The following is a 21,970-nucleotide window of genomic DNA, read 5'->3' on the forward strand; positions in this document are numbered from 1 at the left end:
AATGACCAAGAACCGCACCGAGGTCTCGGACATCGACCGCAGCCTCTACGACTTCACCTATGGCGAGGAGGGATTCGAGCGCCTCGACGCCGGCATCACGCCCGACATCGTGCGCGAGATCAGCGCCAAGAAGAACGAGCCGCAGTGGATGCTCGACCTGCGCCTCAAGTCCCTCGAGATCTTCAACCGCTTCCCCAATCCGACGTGGGGCCCCTCCATCGAGGGCCTAGACATGGACAACATCGTCACCTACGTCAAGCCCAACACCGACCAAAAGCACGACTGGGAGTCGGTGCCCGACGACATCAAGAACACCTTTGAGCGCCTAGGTATCCCCGAGGCCGAGCGCAGCTACCTAGCGGGCGTCGGCGCGCAGTACGACTCCGAGCTCGTCTACCACAACATGCAGGACACCGCCTCCAAGATGGGCATCGTCTACTCCGGCATCGAGGAGGCCCTGCACGACTCGCAGTGGGAGCCGCTCATCCACGAGAAGTTTATGACGCTCATCCCGCCCACCGACCACAAGTTTGCGGCCCTGCACGGCGCCGTGTGGTCGGGCGGCTCGTTTGTCTACGTGCCCAAGGGCACCAAGCTCGATTTTCCGCTGCAGAGCTACTTCCGCCTCAACGCCAAGGGCGCCGGTCAGTTTGAGCACACGCTCATCATCGTCGAGGACGATGCCGACCTGCACTTTATCGAGGGTTGCTCCGCGCCCAAGTACAACGTGGCCAACCTCCACGCCGGCGCTGTGGAGCTCTTTGTGGGCAAACGCGCACACCTGCGCTACTCGACCATCGAGAACTGGTCCAAGAACATGTACAACCTCAACACCAAGCGTGCGCGCGTGGACGAGGACGGCGACATCGAGTGGATCAGTGGCTCCTTCGGCAGCCACGTGGGCTACCTCTATCCCATGAGCGTGCTCAACGGCCGCCGCGCCCGTTCGAGCTTTACCGGCATCACCTTTGCCGGCGCCGGCCAGAACCTCGATACCGGCTGCAAGGTCGTACTCAACGCGCCCGAGACCTCGGCGACCGTCGAGACCAAGGGCATCTCCAAGAGCGGCGGCATCCAGACCTTCCGCAGCTCTATCGTGGCCACGCCCAAGGCCGAGGGCTCCAAGGCAACCGTGAGCTGCCAGTCGCTGATGCTCGACGACCAGAGCCGCTCCGACACTATTCCGGCCATGGACATCCGCGCCAAGAACGTCGACATCGGCCACGAGGCCACCATCGGTCGTATCGGCGACGACAAGGTGTTCTACCTGATGAGCCGCGGCATCTCGGAGGAAGAGGCCCGCACCATGATCGTCAACGGCTTTGCCAACCCGGTCTCCAAGGAGCTGCCGCTGGAGTACGCCGTCGAGATGAACAACCTGATCAAGCTCGAGATGGAAGGAGCGATCGGATAATGAACCAGACCACGAACACCGCTGCTACCACCCTTGAGCAGGTCAATGCGATGCCAGCTGCCACTTGGGGTTGGCTGAAGATGAACCAGACCAAGCTCGAGCTCTCTGACGAGCTTGCCGCCGCTCCCACCGAGGCTGTTAAGGTCGAGGGCTTGGACGAGCAGTTCCGCGGCGCTGCCGACGCATTTAACGCCGCCATGGACGCCATGGCCGAGCGCTTCCCCGAGCGCCGCGCCTCCGCCCCCGGCGACGCCGCCGACCGCGCCCGCATCACGCCCGAGACCGAGCTTGACGTGCCCGCCACCTCCATCTACCAGGCCGGTGCCATCAAGCTCGAGGAGGAGCTCTCCCCTGCTGAAGCCTTCGAGACCGGCATGGGCGAGGCTGCCTACACCTACTTGGCCGACCACGCCACCAAGCGCATCGTCATCGATGTGCCCGCATACAAGCACGCCACGGTTACCGTGCGCGTGAGCGGTGTCGATGCAGCCGCGGCCATCGCCGCCATCGACGTCGTCGCCCGTCCCCAGTCGACGCTCGATCTGCTTATTGCCCTGGACTCTCCCGTTGCCGGCCAAGGCGTCGTGGGATCCGTGCTACGCGTGTGCGCCCACGAGTACGCCACCGTCAACGTGACCTGCACGCAGACGCTCGACGATAGCTGGATCGCGCTCGACGACACCGGCCTGTTCCTGGACGAGGGCGCGCGCGTCAACGTGCAGCACACCGTCCTGGGTGCCGGCGCCAGCGCCACCGGCCTTGCCGGCGACCTGCTGGGCGATACCGCCAAGGTCACCATCGATACTGACTACCTGGGCGCCCGAGAGCAGGTGCGCGACTTTAACTACGAGCTGCGCCACCGCGGTCGCAAGACCGAGTGCGAGATCGACGCCAACGGCGTGCTGACCGGCACGTCCAAGAAGGTCTACCGCGGCACCATCGACCTCGTGCACGGTTGCAAGGGTGCAACCGGCACCGAGCGCGAGACGGTGCTTTTGGCCAACAAGGGCGTCGACAACAAGACCGTTCCCGTCATTCTCTGCGACGAGGACGACGTCGCCGGCAACCACGGAGCCACCATCGGCCACGTCCGCGACGAGCAACTGTTCTACCTCGCCTGCCGCGGCCTTGACCAAAACGCCGCCGAGGACCTGTTCGTCCGCGCCAAGCTGGAGGACGCCGCACTTTCCGCCACCGACGAGCGCACCCGCGCCGCCGTCGTCCGCTTGGGCAACAACTTGATCGACAACTTTGAAGAGGAGCTCGCATGATCGACACCGAGCACGTTAAATGCGACACCTGTACCGCACCGGAGCCTATGGAGCTCGACGCCAGCGACGAGGCCTCGCGCGGCTGGCCTACCGTCGACATCGAGACTAATCCCTACAAGGCGCAGTTCCCGCTGTTCCAGCAGCACCCCGAGATCGCCTTCCTCGATAGTGCCGCCACCGCGCAGCGTCCTGCCTGTGTGCTCGACGCCGAGCGCGACTTCTACCAGCGCATGAACGCCAACCCTCTGCGCGGCCTGTACTCGCTGTCCGTCGAGGCCACTGAGGCTATCGCGAAGGTGCGCCAGCAGATCGCCGACCTCATCGGCGCTGCCCAGGCCAACGAGGTCGTCTTCACCCGCAACACGAGCGAGTCGCTCAACCTGGTCGCCAAGAGCTTTGCACCCACAGTCCTCGAGCCGGGCGACGAGGTCGTCATCACCATCATGGAGCACCACTCCAACCTGATTCCGTGGCAGCAGGTCTGCCGCGAGACCGGCGCCAAGCTCGTCTACCTCTACCCCACCAAGACCGGTCAGCTCACCACCGAGGAGGTTCTTGCCAAGGTTGGTCCCAAGACCAAGATTCTGGCCGTGGGTCAGGTCTCCAACGTGTTGGGAGTCGAGAACCCAGTCAAGAACCTCGGCAAGCTCGTGCACAAGTATGGCGGCTACCTGGTCGTCGACGGTGCGCAGTCGCTGCCGCACATGCCGGTCGATGTGGCCGACCTGGGCGCCGACTTCTTTGCCTTTAGCGCACACAAGGCTATGGGCCCCATGGGCATCGGCGTGCTGTGGGGCAAGATGGACCTGCTCAACGCCATGCCGCCCATGCTCACCGGCGGCGAGATGATCGACTCTGTTACCGAGCAGGACGCCGTCTGGGCGCCCGTTCCCGAGAAATTCGAGGCCGGCACACAGGACGCCGCCGGCATCTTCGCCACGGGTGCGGCACTCGACTACCTGGTCAACACGGTGGGTTACGAGAACATCCAGGCACGCGAGCAGGCACTCGTCCACTACCTGATGGGCGAGCTCATGCAGCTCGACTTTGTCCAGATCATCGGCTCCATCTATTGGGACAACCACCACGGCGTTGTGAGCTTTAACGTCCGCGGCATCCACCCGCACGACGTCGCGAGCATCATGGACATGGACGGCGTCTGCATCCGCGCCGGTCACCACTGTGCACAGCCGCTGCTCACCTGGCTGGGCGTCGAGAACCTTGCCTGCTGCCGCGCCAGCGTGGCCTTCTACAACGACAAGGCCGACATTGACAAGTTCATCGCCGGCCTGCATCACGTTTGGAGCACGTTCAATGGGTAATCTGTACACCTCCACCACATTTATGGAGCACAACTCGCACCCCGACTACAAGTACGAGATGGATGCTCCCACGCACGAGCACGACGGCATCAACCCCAGCTGCGGAGACGAGCTCACTCTGCAGCTGCGTGTCGAGAACAACGTGATTGAGGAGGCCTCCTTTACCGGCCACGGCTGCGCCATCAGCCAGGCCAGTGCCGACATCATGGCCGATCTCATCACCGGCGAGACCGTCGAGGAAGCTCGCCGCCTGGCAGAGCTCTTCCTCGCCATGATCCGCGGCGAGAAGCTCTCCGAGGAGGACCTGGAAGACCTGGACGAAGCCGCCCAGCTCCAGGACATCTCGCACATGCCCGCCCGCGTCAAATGCGCCGAGCTCGCCTGGCGCACCCTCGACGGCATGCTCGAGGGGCAAGCTAACCAGTAGCGTATGCTCCGAATCCAAGGTTTTTGATTGCCGAGCCGCCCGATACGGGCGGCTCTGTTTTTCCTAATGAGCACGAACACACAAAATCAGCGCGCCCGGCGCCCCGTCTGTCATTTACCACACGGCCAGACGCGAACACGGGCGTTTTCCACAGCACCAAAGGCCTGCGGCAGGGCCCCGGGCCCGCCAAGCAATGCGCCAAGCCCCGTTCTGCTGAGCTCCGACTCGCTTCGCGCCTGCCGCAGACGGGTCCCATAGGGTGCGACGTGCATTTTTGCGAGTATTCAGCACGCCAAGCTGTATGTATACGCATCGAAAGCGTTAATCAACGTCTCCAGGCGCATATATATTGTGTTTTAGAACAAGCATCGCGGTCTCAGGGATCACATACATGCGCTTCGGAGGCGGATCGGAAGGCATAAATAGCTTCGGGACCCGTATGTTGCAAGATTGCGGCAGTGCCGACAGCACCACGATGCTGAAAACTCCGTTTTTTGCACGGCGCAGACGGGGGTAGGCACGGGCAAACCCGGACTGAGCTGTTATTTTATGCAAGATGACGATTGTTCTATGCATATTAAGAAGTGCAGTTACCGTACCAAGCTTTTGAACGCTGGTTGCGGCGTATGGACGACCCCAACTGCGGTGAACAGGCGACCTTACATCACGTTTCCGCCAGCCCGCATCGCCGTTCGCGCGCGGGCGCGCACGATACGAGAGACGGTACTTTTGCCAATCCCGGTATACCGCTCAATCTGGCGCACCGTAAAGCCGGCATTGCTCAATCCAACAATAACGGTATCGCGCTGCGCCGGCGGTGCAGTTTTAACCACATTGAGCGGAACCCCGAGGCTCTTCGCCATCTTGTCGGCAAAGGCGTGGCGTTCCCACTCCGTCTCTTTCATATCGCACAGCGCTGACTCACTGCCGGCGGGCGTCGAAAGCGAATAGGCAATAAAGCCCTCGGCAGAGCCAAAAAGCTCAAGCACGCAAGAAGGATCAGAAAATCCCCTCGCGGCATCGGCCACATCACCGTCGTAAGCGCGTAGATGTTCCGGAAAGCTGCTCCAGGGATAACGCTCGATTAGGCTAACGCCCACCTCCTGCGGATCGGCGTGTACAGAGCGAATAGCCTCCATCACCTGCCAGTCGGTATCGAGCGAGCGCCGGTCAAAACGGTTCTGGAACAGATGCCCGGAGCGTCCGGTACGCTTGTTGAACCGACGAGCGTACGTCAAAAGCAGTCGGTGCATCGCCGCGCTCATCGTGTCCTCATAATCCGAGAGCACCAGATCCACGTGGTCGTTCATAAGGCACCACGCAACGACCGTCACGCCCTCCTCGCGGCAGCACTCGCGCATCAGCTCCAAAAACTCCCACCGGTCTTCATCGCCCTCAAAGATGAACTGCTTGTCCGTACCGCGGGCACAGACATAGTAAAAGCCGGTAACCGTTCTCCAAACGCGCTGCATGGCGCTCCCTTCGCCGGGATCTGCTTGCCATCCAATACAGCACGATTGAAGCGTGCCATCAAAACATTCACGCAAAACAATACACTCGCGCGGCCAAAGGCAGTAATCAGGCGGCGAACGGCATCGTTGCAACAGGTCAACCCCCGCAATGCTTACAAGAGCTGACCAATAGCTTGCCCAAGACGGACCCCCTCTACGGAAGTTCACGACCACAGAACATAGGGTTAAACCGTTTCAATTAAAACTTCCGGACTTCTCGCTACGAAAACTGAGCCGTTCGCCGAATATTCCGTGCATTTCGCGGTATTATAGGGGCTGCATGTCATGTCCCTTTCGAAGGGTCGCCCGGCAATCGCCAGCCACGGCCCCCAGACGGGACGCCAACACGATAGAGAGGAGAGGCATGCAGTACTCACAGGAAGTGGAGAACATGTGCCCCGTTGCCAAGGGTGCATACCACGGCCCCGCACCCATCCCCGAGGAGGGCAAGTGGGTCCAGGCTAAGGAGATTTCCGACATCTCCGGTCTTACGCACGGTGTGGGTTGGTGCGCACCTCAGCAGGGCGCCTGCAAGCTCACGCTGAACGTCAAGGACGGCATCATCGAGGAGGCCCTCGTTGAGACCATCGGCTGCTCGGGCATGACCCACTCTGCCGCCATGGCTTCCGAGATTCTTCCCGGTAAGACCATCCTCGAGGCCCTCAACACCGACCTCGTCTGCGACGCCATCAACGTTGCTATGCGCGAGATCTTCCTGCAGATCGTTTACGGCCGCAGCCAGACCGCGTTCTCCGAGGGCGGCCTGCCCGTGGGCGCCTCCCTCGACGACCTCGGCAAGGGCCTTCGCTCTCAGGTCGGCACCATGTTCGGCACCAAGGCCAAGGGCGCTCGTTACCTCGAGCTCGCTCAGGGCTACGTCACCCGCATGGCTCTCAATGACAAGAACGAGATCATCGCATTCGAGTTCCTGAACCTCGGCAAGTTCACCGACGCCGTCAAGGCCGGCAAGACCCCCGAGGAGGCCATCGCTGGCGCTATGGGCCACTATGGTCAGTGGGAGAACGCTGCCAAGTACATCGACCCGCGCACCGACGAGGAGACTCACTCCGTCGCCAGCGTGTTCCCGGTTCACGAGTAGAAAGGGAGGGAAATAACTATGACTGTTACGTTCGAAGGTTACGAGCGCCGCGCTGACAAGATCAACAAGTGCCTCGCCGACAACGGCATCGCCTCCCTCGAGGAAGCTCTGCAGATCTGCACCGACAAGGGCTTCAACCCGCGTGAGATCGTCAACAACACCCAGTCCATCGCCTTCCAGAACGCCGAGTGGGCCTACACCCTCGGTTGCGCTCTCGCTGTCAAGCGTGGCGCCAAGTCCGCTTCTGAGGCTGCCGCCATCATCGGCGAGGGCATCCAGGCCTTCACCGTTCCCGGCTCCGTCGCCGAGGACCGCAAGGTCGGTCTGGGCCACGGCAACCTGGGCGCTATGCTGCTCTCCGACGACACCGAGTGCTTCGCCTTCCTGGCAGGTCACGAGTCCTTCGCTGCCGCTGAGGGTGCTATCGGCCTGGCTCTGAACGCCAACAAGGCTCGCAAGAAGCCGCTGCGCGTCATCCTCAACGGTCTGGGCAAGGACGCTGCTCAGATCATCGCCCGCATCAACGGCTTCACCTACGTGAAGACCCAGTTCGACTACTTCACGGGCGAGCTCAAGGTCGTCGAGACCATCCCATACTCCGATGGTCCCCGCGCCGCCGTCAACTGCTACGGCGCCGACGACGTCCGCGAGGGCGTTGCCATCATGTGGCACGAGAACGTCGACATCTCGATCACCGGTAACTCCACCAACCCCACGCGCTTCCAGCACCCCGTCGCTGGCACCTACAAGAAGGAGCGCCTCGAGGCTGGCAAGAAGTACTTCTCCGTCGCTTCTGGTGGCGGCACTGGCCGTACCCTGCACCCGGACAACATGGGCGCCGGCCCTGCCTCTTACGGCATGACCGACACCATGGGCCGCATGCACTCCGACGCCCAGTTCGCCGGTTCTTCCTCCGTGCCTGCGCACGTTGACATGATGGGTCTCATCGGCATGGGCAACAACCCCATGGTCGGTGCCACCGTCGCCTGCGCTGTCGCCGTCGAGGAGGCCCTCAAGGCCTAATCGCGCCCGCGCGATGCTCATATAGTTGAGATTTGGAGCCGCTACCTTTCGAGGTAGCGGCTCTTTTTGTTTGCGCTGGCGCAGGGTAGCTAATGCCGGTATATCAGCTGGGGCGAAATACGAGATGTGAAGAGATGGAGCGTCCGAGCGTCCATGACGCCCACCTGCCATATTTGCCCTTTACCGATTTGCCGAGTCTTTGCGGCCCCATTGCCGATCACCCGTGCGACAATGCGCCGGACGAGAAAGGAATCCGATGGAATCGACTGATGTACTGGTAATTGGATCTGGCATTGCGGGCCTTTGCGCCGCCATCGAAGCGGCACGCACGGGCGCAACCGTCACCGTGGCAAGCGCCGGCAAGACTATGAGTGGATCGAGCTTCTTCCCCGGAACCTGGGGCCTGGGGCTTATCGGACCCGTTAACGAAGACGACGAACAAGACCTCATCGACACCATTCAGACCGTTGGTGGCGGCGTCGCCGACCCCGAGCTTGTCCAGACGTTTGTCCACGGCATTCCCCATGCAATAGAATGGCTCGAGCAAGACCTGGGCGTTGAGCTTCAGCGTCCGCAAAGCGCCGAGAGTGCTCAGCAAAAGCAGTTTATCCCCTGCTTTGACCACAAGACGCGCATGTGGCGCGGCCTCACCCGCAAGACCCTTGAGGACGCTCTGACGACCAGGATCGAGTCGCTCGGCATTCGCCTGCTTCCCCGCCACGAGCTTATCGACCTTATTGAGGACACGCCCGGAAAGATTGTCGGCGCCACGCTCTACGACCGCACAAACAAGCATCTCGTACCTATGGCAGCCAAGGCCACCATCATCGCTGCGGGCGGCACGGGTGGCCTGTTCGAGCGAAGCCTCACTTCCGCCGACGTGCTCAGCTCCTCGCAGGCCATCGCGCTGGCACACGGCGCAACGCTCACTAATATAGAGTTCATGCAAATGATGCCCGGCTTCATTGAGCCCAAGCGCAACCTTGTCTTTAACGAGAAGACCTGGCGCTACGTGCATGTAGACCAGCCGGTAGATATTGCCGACGACAAGCTGGACGACCTGCTCGAGCAGCGCTCTGGATATGGTCCCTTCACGTCACGCTTGGCCTCCCGCGCTATCGATCTCGTCATTGATCAGGCAGGTGCCGAAGGCCTGGCACTCCACTACGACTTCCCCCGCGAGGATATCCCAGAGTTTGTGCAGACCTTTGCCACCTGGCTGCAAGACGAGCACGGCATCGCCCCGACTGACGAGATGCGCGTTGCGATGTATGCCCACGCTGCCAACGGCGGTATCAAGATCGATAAGACCGCGCACACAGGCGTTGAGGGCCTCTACGCTTGCGGCGAGGCGACAGGCGGCATGCACGGCGCCGACCGCATTGGTGGCTTGTCAAGCGCCAACGGCATCGTGTTCGGACGCATCGCGGGCGCATCGGCAGCCCTTGCAGCGCAGAATGCACCTGAGGTGGCCCCGAAGGCGGATATCGACCTCCCCCACTACGGCATTGCCACAACTGATGCTGAACGCCTGACACACGGCCTTAAGCACACGATGAGCACCTATTGCATGATCAACCGAACCGAGACGGGCCTATCCGAGGCTCTGCAACAGCTTGAAAGCCTGCAAGACAAGGCCATGGCGCTGAGCAAGCCGCATGCCGATGACCGCGAGATCGCAGCCCTCGCCCGCCTACAGTCGCAGATTCAGCTGTCGATGGAGATGATCAAAGCCATGCGCAAGCGAACCGAAAGCCTGGGTTCGCACTATCGAGCGAATTAAACTGACACCTATCTAAAGCAGAACACAACTAATCGATATCTATGGGCCCCGCGAGCTCGAAGTGGCGCAGGGCCCATTCGTGTCCGCACGGCAGCGTATCCTTATTCTGAATACAGAGTGGGCAAAGCCCGCATAGACAATAGACCAGCGAGGAGGAGATATGGACAGTAGGGATATCGAGAAGTGGCGTGTCGAACTTGGTAGCTACGCCAATGTGGAAGACGGCGTTGAATATTGGCTCGCACGCGATTTAATGGAACCCATGGGGTACACTCGATGGGAGAACTTCGCCGAAGTTGTTAAGAGGGCAAAAGTCTCGTGCAAAACAAACAAAACTCCAGTTGATTCCCATTTTCGTGACACCACGAAAATGGTAACTGCCGGTGTCGCCGCTCGCGCGGTCAAAGACTACAAACTTACGCGCTACGCATGCTATTTAATCGCCCAAAACGGAGATCCAAACAAGCCGGAGATCGCGCTCGCACAGGCATACTTTGCCGTGCAGACGCGCCGCCAAGAGCTCATAGAGCAGCGCTTCGCAGAGATTCAGCGCTTGCAGGCGCGCCACTCGCTATCCGATTCAGAGAAACATCTCTCGGGTATTGCGTTCAAACGCGGCGTAGACTCCAAAGGATTCGCGATCATCAAGTCGAAGGGCGATGAAGCGTTATTCGGCGGCAGGAGCACGGCGGAAATGAAGCAGCAGCTCGGCGTACCCAAGAGCGCGGCATTGGCGGACAGGTTAGCCGATGTCCTCATCAAAGCAAAGGACCTTACGAACTCGATGACGGCCTTCAACGCCGAGGAACACGACCTGTACGGTCTGGACCAGATCAAGCAAGAGCACGTCGAGAACAACACAAGCGTGCGTGGCAGCCTCATCGACCGCGGAATTGTCCCCGAGAACCTACCGCCTGCCGAGGATACAAAAAAGCTCGAGCGTCGTGTGAAGGCAGACGAGAAGAAACTCAAGGAGGGTACTGACGGTTTTACCGATCCCCAGGGTAGGCTCGATCTGTGAAAGCGGCCGCACCCCTTCGGGTTCGACCCAATGCGAGGTCAACAAAAAAGCGACCAGCCTAAGCCAGTCGCTTTAACAATCTTTGGGTGGGCCGTCAGGGGGTCGAACCCTGGACCTTGGGATTAAGAGTCCCCTGCTCTACCAACTGAGCTAACGACCCAAAGCTAAAGTCCGTTATGGCGGACTTTAGAGGAGATATCGTGTGGTGGGCCGTCAGGGGGTCGAACCCTGGACCTTGGGATTAAGAGTCCCCTGCTCTACCAACTGAGCTAACGACCCGATATCAACACAAAGCAAGAACTGGGGTGGGTAAAGGGACTCGAACCCTCGACCTACGGGACCACAACCCGTCGCTCTAGCCAACTGAGCTACACCCACCGTGTCCTGTGCGCTTCGCGCTCGACTATTATTGCAAGGAACGCCACGCGATGCAAGCCCCAATTTTCAAGAATTTTGAAAAGAGTTTTTCGAGACCATTTCGAGCAAATCCCACCGGTTTCATAGGAGTAAACTTGCCCCACTGCAAATCCTCGAAAGGACCGTCATGAAAGAACTCTCCAACCGCACGGCAAGATTTACCGATTCGGTCATCCGCCGCATGACACGCATCTCCAATAAGTACGGCGCTGTCAATCTCTCGCAGGGCTTCCCCGACTTCGATCCCCCGGCGCAGCTGCTCGATAGCCTCAGCGCCATCGCCAGCGACCCCAAGCCGCTCTATCACCAGTACTCCATCACCTGGGGCTCCCAGGCCATGCGCGAGGCGCTCGCCGCCAAACAGGAGCACTTTATGGGCATGCCGGTGAACCCCAACGAGAATATCGTAGTCACCTGCGGCTCCACCGAGGCCATGATGGCCGCCATGATGACGGTCACGAACCCCGGCGACAAGGTCGTCATCTTCTCGCCGTTCTATGAGAACTACGGCGCCGACACGATCCTTTCGGGTGCCGAGCCCATCTACGTGCCGCTCAACCCGCCTGCGTTCGACTTTGACCGTGAGGTGCTTGAGGCGGCCTTCCGCGACAACGATCCCAAGGCGATCGTCCTGTGCAACCCGTCCAACCCCTGTGGCAAGGTCTTTACGCGCGAGGAGCTCACCTTTATCGCCGACCTCTGCAAAAAGTACGACGCCTACTGCATCACCGACGAGGTATACGAGCACATCGTCTACGCGCCCCACGAGCACGTCTATATGGCCACGCTGCCCGGCATGTTCGAACGAACCATCAGTTGCAGCTCGCTGTCCAAGACGTACTCCATCACCGGCTGGCGCCTGGGGTACACCATCGCCCCTGCCGAAATCACCGAGCGCATCAAGAAGGTCCACGACTTCCTCACCGTGGGTGCCGCCGCTCCCCTGCAGGAAGCCGTCGTCACCGCCCTCAACTTCGACGACAGCTATTACGATGAGGTCCTTGACCACTATACCGCCAAGCGCGACCTGTTCTGCCAGGGGCTCGACAGTCTCGGTCTTGAGCACAACGTGCCGCAGGGCGCCTACTATGTGATGATGGATATCTCGGAGTTTGGCTACGACAGCGACCTCGAGTTCTGCGAGGACCTGGCCTCAAAGGTGGGCGTGGGCGCTGTGCCCGGCTCGAGCTTCTTCCGCGAGCCCGTCAACCATCTGATCCGTTTCCACTTTGCCAAGCGTGACGAGACGCTCAACGCGGCGCTGGAGAACCTCAAATCGCTACGTGATAAAATCAAGCCGCGCGGGTAAGGACGGCCCGGCAACTAAAACAACCAAAGAAGCCCCGCACCGCCGAGTTGCGGGGCTTCTTTTTATAGCGCTTTCTTAAATGGTTTAGCGCACTATACTTTAGTCACGGAGCAACTCGTCCCAGAGAGGAATACTATGGCAGAGCAGCAGCTTATCGGAGCGCTCGAGGCCGGCGGCACCAAGATGGTCTGCGCCACGGGCTATGCAGACGGTACGGTCCTGGAACGTGAGCAGATCGCGACCACGACCCCGCAGGAGACCGTTGAGGCCGTCAACGCGTGGTTTGCGAACAAGGGCATCGCCGCGCTCGGAATCGGCGCCTTTGGCCCCACCGCGGTCAACCCCGCCTCACCCCAGTACGGCAAGATCTTGGAGACCCCCAAGACGGCATGGCGCTACTTCGATCTGCTGGGCACCATTCAAAACGAGCTCAATATTCCCTGCGGCTACGACACCGACGTCAACGTCGCCTGCCTGGGCGAGGTCACCTTTGGTTGCGCCCAGGGCCTCACAGACGTGATCTACCTGACCATCGGCACCGGCGTGGGCGCCGGCGTGCTATCGGGCGGCAAGCTCGTACACGGCATGATGCATCCCGAGGCCGGCCATATCCTGGTCACGCGCGACCCGCGCGACACCATCGGCGAGCATAGCGCCTGCCCCTTCCACGACAACTGCCTCGAGGGCCTCATCGCAGGCCCCGGCGTTAAAAAGCGCTGGAATGGCAAGAGTGCCGGAGACATGGCCGATGACCCGGAGGCCATGGATCTGCTCGCGGGCTATCTGGCACAGGCACTCATGACCTACACGCTGTGCTATGCCCCGCAGAAGATCATCATCGGCGGTGGCGTTGCCGATCACACCCCTATCGTGCCGCTCGCCCGCAAAAAGTGCGCCGAGATGCTCAACAGCTACATCGTCACGCCCGAGGTCAACGATATCGACACCTACATTGTCAACAACAGCCTCGAGGGCAAGCAGGGCATCATGGGCTGCCTGGCCCTGGGCGCACAGGCGCTTCAGTAGCAGACGCACCCACAGGGCGTGGCGCGCTCGGCAAATCCAACCTACGGAACGACGCCACTACGCCCCATATAAGCCCTCAAATAAAAAAGGCCGCCTAGGACCAAACAATACGTCCTAGGCGGCCTTTTTGGCGTACATCAGCGACTGTAAGAGATATCGGAGCACAACGCCCGTTGCCGCTCCACAGCAGTCAATCATCACATCGGTGATCATGCCGGCGCGTCCCGGCACAAAGAGCTGAATCGTCTCGTCGATCGAGGGAATCAGCAGCAGGAACACCGCCGTGGGCAGCAGCACGTCAAAGGTGCGCCGGCCCTCAAAATCAAAGGCGTGCGTTGCCAGAATGCCGAGCACCATATACTCGGTAAAATGCGCGCACTTGCGAACAACAAAGTTGGTCACCCATTCATATGGAAGTCCCACGCCGTGCAGGAAACAGCGGATAGCTTCCATGACCGTTAGGCTCAGCGAGCCCGACCCCGAGCCGGGAACCAGCGAATTGCCCCAGATCAAGAGCGCCATCAGGCAGGTCGCGACCGCCCATTTTCGATTAATCTTAACCATGCAGAAGTTATGCCTCCGCGCGGAGCGGCGCGAAGCTGGCGGTACCGCCCTCGATAACGCTCAGATAGGCACGGCCCGTACGCTTGGCTGTGGAGGACTGCAGGCGCTCGATCTCTTCCTCGAGGATCTGATTGACGCGCTCGTGACGACGATTTTCCATAATGCCGGCGGCAATAGCCTCGGCCCGCTCGATACTCTCGCGCGAGATGCGGGCGGTATCCTCGGGGAACACAGCGCTGTGACGGCCGACATAGGCGGGGGCAGCAGGCTGAGGGGCAGCGACGGGAGCGGGCGCTGCAACAGGAGCGGGCTCGTCAATCTCATCCAGAATCGCGGTGGCGGCGGCCCACATGTCCTCGTGGCCCGAGTAATCGGCCATGGGAACATCAACCTCGAGCGAGGCGTCCGGAAGGTCTCCGGTGTCGATGCGATCTTGGGCATCAATCGATGCGGTGATGGCTGCAGGCTCATCGAGGTCATCGAGATCGATGTCCGTGGCACCGGAGATGATAGGCATGCTGGCGAGGTTTGCATTGTACGGCGCAGCCTCAGCCGCCTGCTGCTGGGCAGGAGCGCCCCAAAGCGAGCTCTCGGCGGCACGGCGGGCGGCAACGGCCTCCTCGTCCGCGGTCATGGCTTCATCAACGTACGAATTATCGGCAAAAGCGTTCGCGTCCGACGAGGTAGCGCTGTAGGCGTTATTGGATGCCGCGTTGGCAACGAGTGCCACGAAAGCCGCCGTGCTGCCCGCAGGGGCGGCCTGGGAGCCCGATACGGCACGCGCCGCGGCGGCGATGTCGTCGCGATTGAAGGAGCCGGTCTGCCCGCCGTTGGTGAGCTCGTCGATGGCGACTTGATAGACGTCGCGCGAGTGTGCAGGGTCGCAGCTCACCGGCGAATCGTCGTCGAGCATACTGTCGATCATGGACCAAGCCTCGGCCTCGTCCATAGCATCTGCGGCTCGAGCGATGGTAGGGACACCATCATCGGCATGACGGCGCTGGAACGCACCAGTCAGGCCGGAAAGGAATGCCGAGGTAGACTGCTCCGCCTGAGCCTGAGAAGCAGAAGCCGCAGCGTAAGGAGTCGCATCCTGCTGCTGAGCTGGAATCGAGGCGGTCTTGAACTCGCTTTGATGCTGATTGAGATTGGCGGCACCGCCCATGGCATCGGGCTGGAACAGACGCTCTTCACGCTGCGCACGGTACTCGGAGATACCCAGCGAGGCGGCATAGATACCCACGCCCGCCACTGCGCCCACGGCGAAGGGAACCGCACCCGCCACGACCGTCTCGTTCACAGACGAAAACGGCAGCGTCGCGGCATACATAACCACGGGAGCGGCAAGGCCGATCCCGCACGAAAGTCCGGCAAGGACTGCTCGTTGTGTTGCATCAGAAGAAGCCATGAGCTCTCCCCATCTTCCAGCACCCAAATCGCATCATTCAGTTGGCTGCGCGAGAGAAGATGAAGCGGGGCTATGCCCCAAAGCAACGGTATATGGTTCGTTTCATCTGCGTTTTCCGTCGCGAAGCTTAAAAGCTATTATGCGAAACCGCCCTATCGATTGCAAGCGACGATGTCGGATTGAAACGGGAAACCTGCTGCTTGCAAGTCTTATGGTCAAAAATAAGTGCGAAGCGGCGATATAGAAAAGGGCCGAGGCTCAAAGCCCCGACCCTTTATCGCATTGATGATTAACGCTGCGTGTGGATTACAACCTAGAGCGTCTGCTCGTAGTCGCTGTGCTTTTTGGCCGAACGCACCAGGAACTCCTGGTTGGTGTTGGTGCCCTTTAGACCCTTGATAAACGATGCGGCCGCGCGCTCGGTGTTGTTCATGCCGGCAAGAATGCGACGTAGACCAAAGACAAACGGACGCATCTGCTCGTCGACCAACAGGTCCTCGTTACGCGTACCGGAGGCAACGGGGTCGATAGCCGGGAAGATGCGGCGATCGGCTAGGTCGCGGTCGAGCTTAAGCTCCATGTTGCCGGTGCCCTTGAACTCCTCAAAGATGACCTCGTCCATCTTGGAACCGGTGTCGATGAGGGCAGAGGCCAGGATGGTGAGCGAGCCACCGTTCTCGATATTACGGGCTGCGCCCAGGAAGCGCTTGGGCGGATACAGGGCCGCCGAATCGACGCCGCCCGAAAGGATGCGGCCTGAGGCGGGCGCCGCCAAGTTGTAGGCGCGGGCAAGACGCGTGATGGAGTCGAGCACCACCACGACATCGCCGCCCAGCTCCACGATGCGCTTGGCGCGCTCGATGACGAGCTCTGCCACGCGAGTGTGGTTGTCGGCGGGCATATCGAAGGTCGACGCCACAACCTCGCCCTTGATGGAACGCTGCATATCGGTAACCTCTTCGGGGCGCTCGTCGACGAGCAGGCAGATGAGGTGCACCTCGGGGTTGTTAATCGAGATAGACTGGCAGATCTTCTTGAGGATTGTGGTCTTGCCGGCCTTGGGCGGGGACACGATCAGGCCACGCTGACCCTTGCCGATCGGCGACACGATGTCGATGGCGCGACCGGTAATGGAGTCCTTGCCATGCTCCATGCGCAGCGGCTCGTTGGGATAGACCGGGGTGAGGTCACCGAACTTGGGGCGGTTGCAAATCTGCTCGGGGTCTAGACCGTTGACGGTCGTGATTTTGGCGAGGCCGGCGCGCTTGTCGCCGCCGCGCGAAGGACGAAGCGAGCCCTCGATGACGTCGCCCGTGCGCAGACGCGCGGAGCGGATGAGGTAGGCGGGCACGAAGGCGTCGTCGTTAGACTTCATGTAGCCATGGGCATGGATGATACCGGAGCTGTCCGGACGAATCTGCAGGATGCCCTTGATATCGCGGAAGCCCTCGGCCTTCGCGGCAGTGGTGTAGATCTCCTCGACGAGCTCGGCCTTCTTCTTGCCGGTCGTCTCGATCTCGAACTCCTTGGCCTTCTCGCGCAGCTCGGCGACCTTCATGGCCGCGAGTTCCTCGCGCGAAAGCGTGGGCTCGGTGGGAGCGGCATTACGCTCCTTGTTGCGCTGTTTACGATCGCGCTGACGGTTGCGGCGGTCGTTGTTGCGCTCGTCCTTGCGCTCATTGCGCTCGTCGTTGCGCTTGTGCTGGCGACGGTTGGGGCGAGCGCCGTCTTCGGCCTCGGCGGGCGCGGCGCCATCGGTTGCGGCGGCATCGGCGTTAGCCGCAGTATCATCGCTGGCCTCGGCCTTGGAATCGCCCTGCAGCTCGGCCTCGGCCTGCTGCTCGGACGCCTTGGCCTTAGCGGACTTCTTACGACCGCGCTTGGGCTTCTCGGACGCAGACTGTTCGACGTCTTGGGGCTCGGCGGCATCAGTCGATGCATCGGCGGTCGTCTCGGCGGAATCCTCGGACGCACCCTTCTTGGCAGTCTTGGCCTTGGACGTGCGCTTAGCAGCAGTACGATGGCTGCGACCAGGACGGACGTCGGCGGGCTCGACATCGGCGGGAGCGGCCTCGGAAGTCGTAGCATCCTGGACGGGTGCATCGGCAGCGGTTGCAGACTCGGCGGTCGCCGCAGCATCCCGAGCGGCTGCAGCTGCGGCTGCGGCCTTCTCTGCCTCGACGAAGGCCTTGGGCTTGCGACCGCGACGGTGCGGGCGCAAAGCCGGATCGACAACGGGAACTTCGCTGGCCTCGACAGGCGCAGCGGACTCAGCAGGCGATGCGCCCTCCCCTGCCGCGGAACGAACCGAAGCCTCGGTGAGCTCGAGGGTTACCTGATCGGCAACCTGCTCGGCCTTAGCAGCCGTGCGACGGCGTGTGCGCGGTGCCGGCTTCTCGGTCGGCTGGTCGGCGGCAGGTGTCTCGGGCGCAGACGGAGCTGCAAGCTCGGTCAGAGCCGCGGCCTCGCGCTCGGCAGCACGACGGCGGGCGCGCACCACCTGAGCCTCGCTAATCTGCGCCAACGCACGCGCCTGCGCGACCTCATCGGAAATCGGCTCCGAGGAGTCAGCTGCAACGGTGCGCTTGACGCGCGTCGTGCGCGTGGTACGGCGCTTGGGCTTGGTGACCTCCTCGCCGTCAGCAGCAGACTTGGCCGTGCGGCGCGTACGCTTGGGCTTTGCCGGAGCAGCCTCCTCACCAGTTGCAGGCACGGCCTTCTCAGCCGCTGAAGGCGTAGGCGTCGAAGCAGCCTTAGGCGTCTCAGGAGCCGAGGCTTGCGCGGGCGCCGCGACCTGGTCCAACGCAACCGGTGCAGCGGGAGCGGCTTGCGTCGTCGTTATTTCGTTTTCTTGCTGTTGATCAGACACAGTGTTTGCTCAACTTTCTTTTCAAGCCCTGTGATCACATGCTCCCTGCATAAACCTTCAGGGCGGCTAAACAGTCTAGTTCCGTCAAATACCGACGGACATCATTGATCTGTATCGAGATGATTGCGTCATATACGCAGCTTTAGTGTAACACAACCGCAACCACCTGCAACTTAGTCATTGGGAACGCTCTTAAACGACTAGTCAAAAGGGGCACTCCTCCTCAAAAGCGCCTTGAAACGTCGCGCCAGAGGAGTGAAACTGTGGCATCTGGAATAGACACGCCACGAAATGTGCCCATCTACTACGTTTACCCCCGGGTCCCTGACCATACCCTTGTTTTTTTCAAAAACAACGAGTCTGCTACCTGCGGTTTTAATATCGTACTTTTCGGCATGCTTCGGGATATGCGTCCAAATGTAGGAGATGGGTGCGATTTGTGGCGGGCGGTATCGCTTCACCCTTCCTCGAGACAAAAATGATCCATTTTCCTCCGTCCCCAAGGGGCAATTTTCAAAACTATGCCGGATTACGGGGCCAGAATGATGTAAGCCAACCATACCCTGCATTTTCAAGAAACAATAAACCGTCTACCTGCGGTTTTATTTTCACTGCTATCGCTATGTTCGCCAGGCAGCGATTCAGCCCCGTAAACCGGTATAGTTGCGTTTTTGTAGCATTTTCCAACACGCCAAAAAGCCCCGACAAACGCAAAAAGCCCGACCTCCGCATGGAGATCGGGCTTATAGGGCTCAGCAAAGCCGAACCTTCACGGTCAAAGGACCCGTAGATTACATCTGCTCGGGAGCGGAGACACCAACGAGGGTGAGAACCAGAGCGAGCGTCACGCGGACGGCGTCGCAAGCGGCCAGACGGGCGCGCGAAAGCTCGGGGTCGACGGGACGGCCCTCGCTCGGCAGGACCTGGCAGGCAGCGTAGAAGCTGTGGAAGTCGCCGGCGAGCTCCTCGGCAAAGTGCGTCAGACGGAACGGGGCGCGGTCGCGAGCGCAGCTGGCGATGAGGTCGGTGAGCTCGTTGAGCTTACGCGAAAGGGCGAGCTCGGTCGGGTCGGTCAGCAGCGAGTAATCGACATTCTCACCGATGGCCTTGGCGGCGACGGCCTTCATGCCCATCTCATCAGCCTGCTCGGGCGTAACGTCAGCGGCACGGCGCAGAATGGAGCACACGCGAGCGTGAGCGTACTGCACGTAGTACACCGGGTTGGAGTTGTCGCGTTTCTTAACGGCCTCGATGTCGAAGTCGACCATCTGGTTGGAGCTCTTGGAGATGAGCGTGTAGCGAGCGGCGTCGGAACCGACCTCGTCGACGAGCTCCTGCAGGGTCACCATGGTGCCCTTGCGCTTGGACATACGGACGGGCTTGCCGTTACGCAGCAGGTTGACGAGCTGGCCCAGCAGAACCTCGAACTTGCCGGGGTAACCCAAGGCATCGCAGACGCAGCGGACGCGCTCGATGTAGCCGTGGTGGTCGGCGCCCCAGATGTCGATGACGTGGTCAACGCGCTGGAACTTATCCCAGTGATAGGCAACGTCGGAGGCGAAATAGGTGTACTCGCCGTCGGACTTGATCAGGACGCGGTCCTTGTCGTCGCCCAGATCGGTGGAACGGAACCACAGGGCGCCGTCCTTAGTGTAGAGGTAGCCCATCTTGTCGAGCTTCTCGAAAGCGCGGTCGACGGCGGAGGTGCCGGCGGTCTCGCCCTCGGTGTCCTTCACATACAGCGAGCGCTCGGAGAACCAGCGGTCGAAGTCGCAATTGACGGCGTGGCAGAGGTCGCGCATGTTGTCGACCATCTTCACATAGCCGCGCTCACGGAAGCTCTCCATGCGCTCCTGCGGATCGGCCTCGACCCACTTGTCGCCGTCGGTGCGCCAGAACTCGGCGGCCTCGTCGATGATGTAATCGCCGCCGTAAGAGTCCTTGCCCAGAGTCTCGGCAAAGTTGTCCTGGTACGGATGGGTCTCGGGGTGCTCGTCATTCTCATCGGCAACGAAGGCGTCACGGTCGGCGATCAGCAGCTTGTGAGCCTCGTCGATATCCACGCCCTGCTTGGCGATGATGTCGGCAAGCTGCATATAGCGCGTGCTGATGGAGTTGCCGAAGGTGTTCATTTGCGAGCCGTGGTCGTTGATGTAAAACTCACGCTGGATGTCGTAACCGGCGTGGTCCATAACACGGCAGAGGGAGTCGCCCAGCGCGGCCCAGCGGCCGTGACCGATGTGCATGGGGCCGACGGGGTTGGCGGAAACGAACTCGACCTGGGTCTTCAGGCCGCCACCGACGTTGGACTTAGCGAAGTCCATGCCCTTCTCGCGGGCCTCGCCGAAGATGGCGTTCTTGACGGCAACCGAGAGGTAGAAGTTGATGAAGCCGGGGCCGGCGATCTCGACCTTCTCGATCGCGGGGTCCTCGGGCATATGGGCAACAACGGCCTCTGCGATCTTGCGCGGGGCGCAGTGAGCCAGCTTGGCGGACTTCAGGGCCATGGTGGAGGTCCACTCGCCATGAGAAGTGTCAGCCGGTCGCTCGATGGCGCAATCGTCAAGTTCAAATGCGGAAAGGTCGCCGGCCTCCTGGGCCGCAGCAAGCGCAGCGCGTACCAGCTCTTCAATCTTCTCGGGCATAGGTCCTCCTTGTGTTAAAGCCCCCGAGCTCTTGGTCACTCGTAGGGCAAAAGCCAGAGTTTGTAGCACTCTATCACAAGCGGCAGCTACTGTTGCAGGGTAAAGCTCATAGATATTGCATATGCACAAAAATGACTACTGCTCTTGCACGGCGTTACAAAGTTGGCGGTTTGCCTGCAGTTTATACACGTTCTGGAAATGCATAAACGTATGAATAAGTGGTTCTATTTATCGAATACTCTAACCTATCGGAGTTGTGTGCTTTTCCTGCATAAAGTGATGGTTTGCGCACGTCAGCGTGGTATTCTTAACATACGTAAATTCGTATAAGTTGGAGGTAGCATGTTCTCAATCGGTCAACACGTCATTCATCCGGGTCAGGGAGTCTGCACCGTCGTCGGTTTTAGGGACGACACGCCGCAGCCCATGTTGTTGCTCGAGACCAAGCAGGGACATGCACAGACGATTCTCATGTACCCCGTGGCGCAGGCCGACCGTCTGCATGCCGCCATCTCCCAGCAAGATGCCGAGCACCTGCTGAGCCACTACGACGAGCTGGAGTGCGACACCTTTACCGAGCGCAACAGCTCACTCGAGGAGACGCACTTTAAGCAACAGCTCAAGCTGGGTGCGCCCGAGACGGTCCGCGTGGCAAAAACCATGATGCACCGTATTCGCCAGGCCGAGGAAGCAGATAAAAAGCCCAGCTCTTACTACATGCGCGTACTCAAGGAAGCCAAGCGCCGCTCCATCGAGGAGTTCGCCGTGGCCCTGGGCGTCACCGAGGAGGACGCTGAAGCCCGCCTAGCCCAAGCCGCCCTCAACTAACCTGCCAAAACCACCACAAAGGGGACAGTGAAC

General features: G+C 60.7%; 16 protein-coding genes and 3 tRNA genes. 11 read left to right on the plus strand and 8 right to left on the minus strand.

All coding sequences use genetic code 11. From position 1 onward, the window contains the following. Position 1: 1 nt before the first annotated feature. Genes sufB through sufU form a run of 4 tightly spaced genes read left to right on the plus strand, consistent with a single transcriptional unit; the run spans position 2 to position 4,434 of the window. A complete protein-coding gene (sufB, locus tag AAAX36_RS06935; RefSeq protein WP_349074828.1) occupies positions 2-1,414 on the plus strand; it encodes a Fe-S cluster assembly protein SufB in 1,413 nt (470 codons plus the stop codon). After that, positions 1,414-2,685, plus strand: coding sequence for a SufD family Fe-S cluster assembly protein (locus tag AAAX36_RS06940; RefSeq protein ID WP_349074830.1), 1,272 nt, complete (start codon positions 1,414-1,416; stop codon positions 2,683-2,685). The genes sufB and AAAX36_RS06940 overlap by 1 nt, the downstream gene beginning before the upstream one ends. Continuing rightward, entirely contained in the window at positions 2,682-4,007 is a 1,326-nt protein-coding gene (locus AAAX36_RS06945; protein WP_217495623.1) for a SufS family cysteine desulfurase, read from the plus strand. The genes AAAX36_RS06940 and AAAX36_RS06945 overlap by 4 nt, the downstream gene beginning before the upstream one ends. After that, positions 4,000-4,434: a Fe-S cluster assembly sulfur transfer protein SufU gene (gene sufU, locus AAAX36_RS06950; protein ID WP_161145058.1), complete on the plus strand. Its 435-nt coding sequence runs from the start codon at positions 4,000-4,002 to the stop codon at positions 4,432-4,434. Before AAAX36_RS06945 ends, sufU begins: the two co-directional genes overlap by 8 nt. Before the next feature lie 659 nt (positions 4,435-5,093). Here the strand turns inward: sufU and AAAX36_RS06955 are convergent. Then, complete coding sequence (locus tag AAAX36_RS06955) at positions 5,094-5,906, minus strand: transposase (protein ID WP_349074833.1); 813 nt, start codon at positions 5,904-5,906, stop codon at positions 5,094-5,096. 403 nt (positions 5,907-6,309) lie between these two features. Here AAAX36_RS06955 and AAAX36_RS06960 point away from each other — a divergent pair, with 403 nt between their 5' ends. The 4 genes from AAAX36_RS06960 to dinD all read left to right on the plus strand — a co-directional run bounded on the left by AAAX36_RS06960 (position 6,310) and on the right by dinD (position 10,871). Next, entirely contained in the window at positions 6,310-7,044 is a 735-nt protein-coding gene (locus AAAX36_RS06960) for a nitrogen-fixing protein NifU (RefSeq protein WP_006235554.1), read from the plus strand. Positions 7,045-7,062: 18 nt separating this feature from the next. Then, positions 7,063-8,067 carry a GGGtGRT protein gene (locus AAAX36_RS06965; RefSeq protein WP_006235553.1) on the plus strand — a complete coding sequence of 335 codons (1,005 nt, stop codon included), beginning with the start codon at positions 7,063-7,065 and terminating at the stop codon, positions 8,065-8,067. Between the two features lie 256 nt (positions 8,068-8,323). Beyond that, complete coding sequence (locus tag AAAX36_RS06970; RefSeq protein WP_349074835.1) at positions 8,324-9,850, plus strand: FAD-binding protein; 1,527 nt, start codon at positions 8,324-8,326, stop codon at positions 9,848-9,850. Between the two features lie 160 nt (positions 9,851-10,010). After that, positions 10,011-10,871: a DNA damage-inducible protein D gene (gene dinD / locus AAAX36_RS06975; RefSeq protein ID WP_349074837.1), complete on the plus strand. Its 861-nt coding sequence runs from the start codon at positions 10,011-10,013 to the stop codon at positions 10,869-10,871. Between the two features lie 87 nt (positions 10,872-10,958). Here the strand turns inward: dinD and AAAX36_RS06980 are convergent. From AAAX36_RS06980 to AAAX36_RS06990, 3 genes are all read right to left on the minus strand, one after another. Continuing rightward, a tRNA-Lys gene (locus tag AAAX36_RS06980) sits at positions 10,959-11,031 on the minus strand. Positions 11,032-11,074: 43 nt separating this feature from the next. Next, positions 11,075-11,150, minus strand: a tRNA-Lys gene (locus AAAX36_RS06985). Between the two features lie 22 nt (positions 11,151-11,172). Continuing rightward, positions 11,173-11,249, minus strand: a tRNA-His gene (locus tag AAAX36_RS06990). A gap of 166 nt (positions 11,250-11,415) precedes the next feature. Here AAAX36_RS06990 and AAAX36_RS06995 point away from each other — a divergent pair. After that, a complete protein-coding gene (locus tag AAAX36_RS06995) occupies positions 11,416-12,597 on the plus strand; it encodes an aminotransferase class I/II-fold pyridoxal phosphate-dependent enzyme (protein WP_215673607.1) in 1,182 nt (393 codons plus the stop codon). A gap of 135 nt (positions 12,598-12,732) precedes the next feature. Further along, positions 12,733-13,623: an ROK family protein gene (locus AAAX36_RS07000; protein WP_196022784.1), complete on the plus strand. Its 891-nt coding sequence runs from the start codon at positions 12,733-12,735 to the stop codon at positions 13,621-13,623. Positions 13,624-13,737: 114 nt separating this feature from the next. Here AAAX36_RS07000 and AAAX36_RS07005 read toward each other — a convergent pair whose 3' ends face one another. From AAAX36_RS07005 to argS, 4 genes are all read right to left on the minus strand, one after another. Further along, complete coding sequence (locus AAAX36_RS07005) at positions 13,738-14,187, minus strand: VanZ family protein (protein WP_349074839.1); 450 nt, start codon at positions 14,185-14,187, stop codon at positions 13,738-13,740. Between the two features lie 7 nt (positions 14,188-14,194). Further along, positions 14,195-15,595, minus strand: a complete 1,401-nt coding sequence (locus AAAX36_RS07010) for a hypothetical protein (protein WP_349074841.1) — start codon at positions 15,593-15,595, stop codon at positions 14,195-14,197. Positions 15,596-15,908: 313 nt separating this feature from the next. Continuing rightward, positions 15,909-18,464, minus strand: a complete 2,556-nt coding sequence (rho, locus tag AAAX36_RS07015; protein WP_349074842.1) for a transcription termination factor Rho — start codon at positions 18,462-18,464, stop codon at positions 15,909-15,911. Positions 18,465-19,255: 791 nt separating this feature from the next. Beyond that, the gene (argS, locus tag AAAX36_RS07020; protein ID WP_118065045.1) at positions 19,256-21,109 is read right to left on the minus strand and encodes an arginine--tRNA ligase; all 1,854 of its coding nucleotides are present in this window, start codon (positions 21,107-21,109) and stop codon (positions 19,256-19,258) included. A 342-nt stretch (positions 21,110-21,451) separates the two neighbouring features. Here argS and AAAX36_RS07025 point away from each other — a divergent pair, with 342 nt between their 5' ends. Then, positions 21,452-21,937: a CarD family transcriptional regulator gene (locus AAAX36_RS07025; protein ID WP_022094807.1), complete on the plus strand. Its 486-nt coding sequence runs from the start codon at positions 21,452-21,454 to the stop codon at positions 21,935-21,937. The last annotated feature ends 33 nt before the right edge of the window (positions 21,938-21,970 follow it).

The organism is Collinsella sp. CLA-ER-H10 (assembly GCF_040092475.1).
Lineage (GTDB): Bacteria > Actinomycetota > Coriobacteriia > Coriobacteriales > Coriobacteriaceae > Collinsella.

Coding starts and splice junctions, on each gene's coding strand:
- argS (WP_118065045.1), bottom strand. CDS start 21,109: ATGCCCGAGAAGATTGAAGAGCTGGTACGCGCTGCGCTTGCTGCGGCC.
- AAAX36_RS06955 (WP_349074833.1), bottom strand. CDS start 5,906: ATGCAGCGCGTTTGGAGAACGGTTACCGGCTTTTACTATGTCTGTGCC.
- AAAX36_RS07010 (WP_349074841.1), bottom strand. CDS start 15,595: ATGGCTTCTTCTGATGCAACACAACGAGCAGTCCTTGCCGGACTTTCG.
- AAAX36_RS07000 (WP_196022784.1), top strand. CDS start 12,733: ATGGCAGAGCAGCAGCTTATCGGAGCGCTCGAGGCCGGCGGCACCAAG.
- AAAX36_RS06965 (WP_006235553.1), top strand. CDS start 7,063: ATGACTGTTACGTTCGAAGGTTACGAGCGCCGCGCTGACAAGATCAAC.
- AAAX36_RS06960 (WP_006235554.1), top strand. CDS start 6,310: ATGCAGTACTCACAGGAAGTGGAGAACATGTGCCCCGTTGCCAAGGGT.
- AAAX36_RS06970 (WP_349074835.1), top strand. CDS start 8,324: ATGGAATCGACTGATGTACTGGTAATTGGATCTGGCATTGCGGGCCTT.
- dinD (WP_349074837.1), top strand. CDS start 10,011: ATGGACAGTAGGGATATCGAGAAGTGGCGTGTCGAACTTGGTAGCTAC.
- sufB (WP_349074828.1), top strand. CDS start 2: ATGACCAAGAACCGCACCGAGGTCTCGGACATCGACCGCAGCCTCTAC.
- AAAX36_RS06940 (WP_349074830.1), top strand. CDS start 1,414: ATGAACCAGACCACGAACACCGCTGCTACCACCCTTGAGCAGGTCAAT.
- AAAX36_RS06995 (WP_215673607.1), top strand. CDS start 11,416: ATGAAAGAACTCTCCAACCGCACGGCAAGATTTACCGATTCGGTCATC.
- AAAX36_RS06945 (WP_217495623.1), top strand. CDS start 2,682: ATGATCGACACCGAGCACGTTAAATGCGACACCTGTACCGCACCGGAG.
- sufU (WP_161145058.1), top strand. CDS start 4,000: ATGGGTAATCTGTACACCTCCACCACATTTATGGAGCACAACTCGCAC.
- AAAX36_RS07025 (WP_022094807.1), top strand. CDS start 21,452: ATGTTCTCAATCGGTCAACACGTCATTCATCCGGGTCAGGGAGTCTGC.
- AAAX36_RS07005 (WP_349074839.1), bottom strand. CDS start 14,187: ATGGTTAAGATTAATCGAAAATGGGCGGTCGCGACCTGCCTGATGGCG.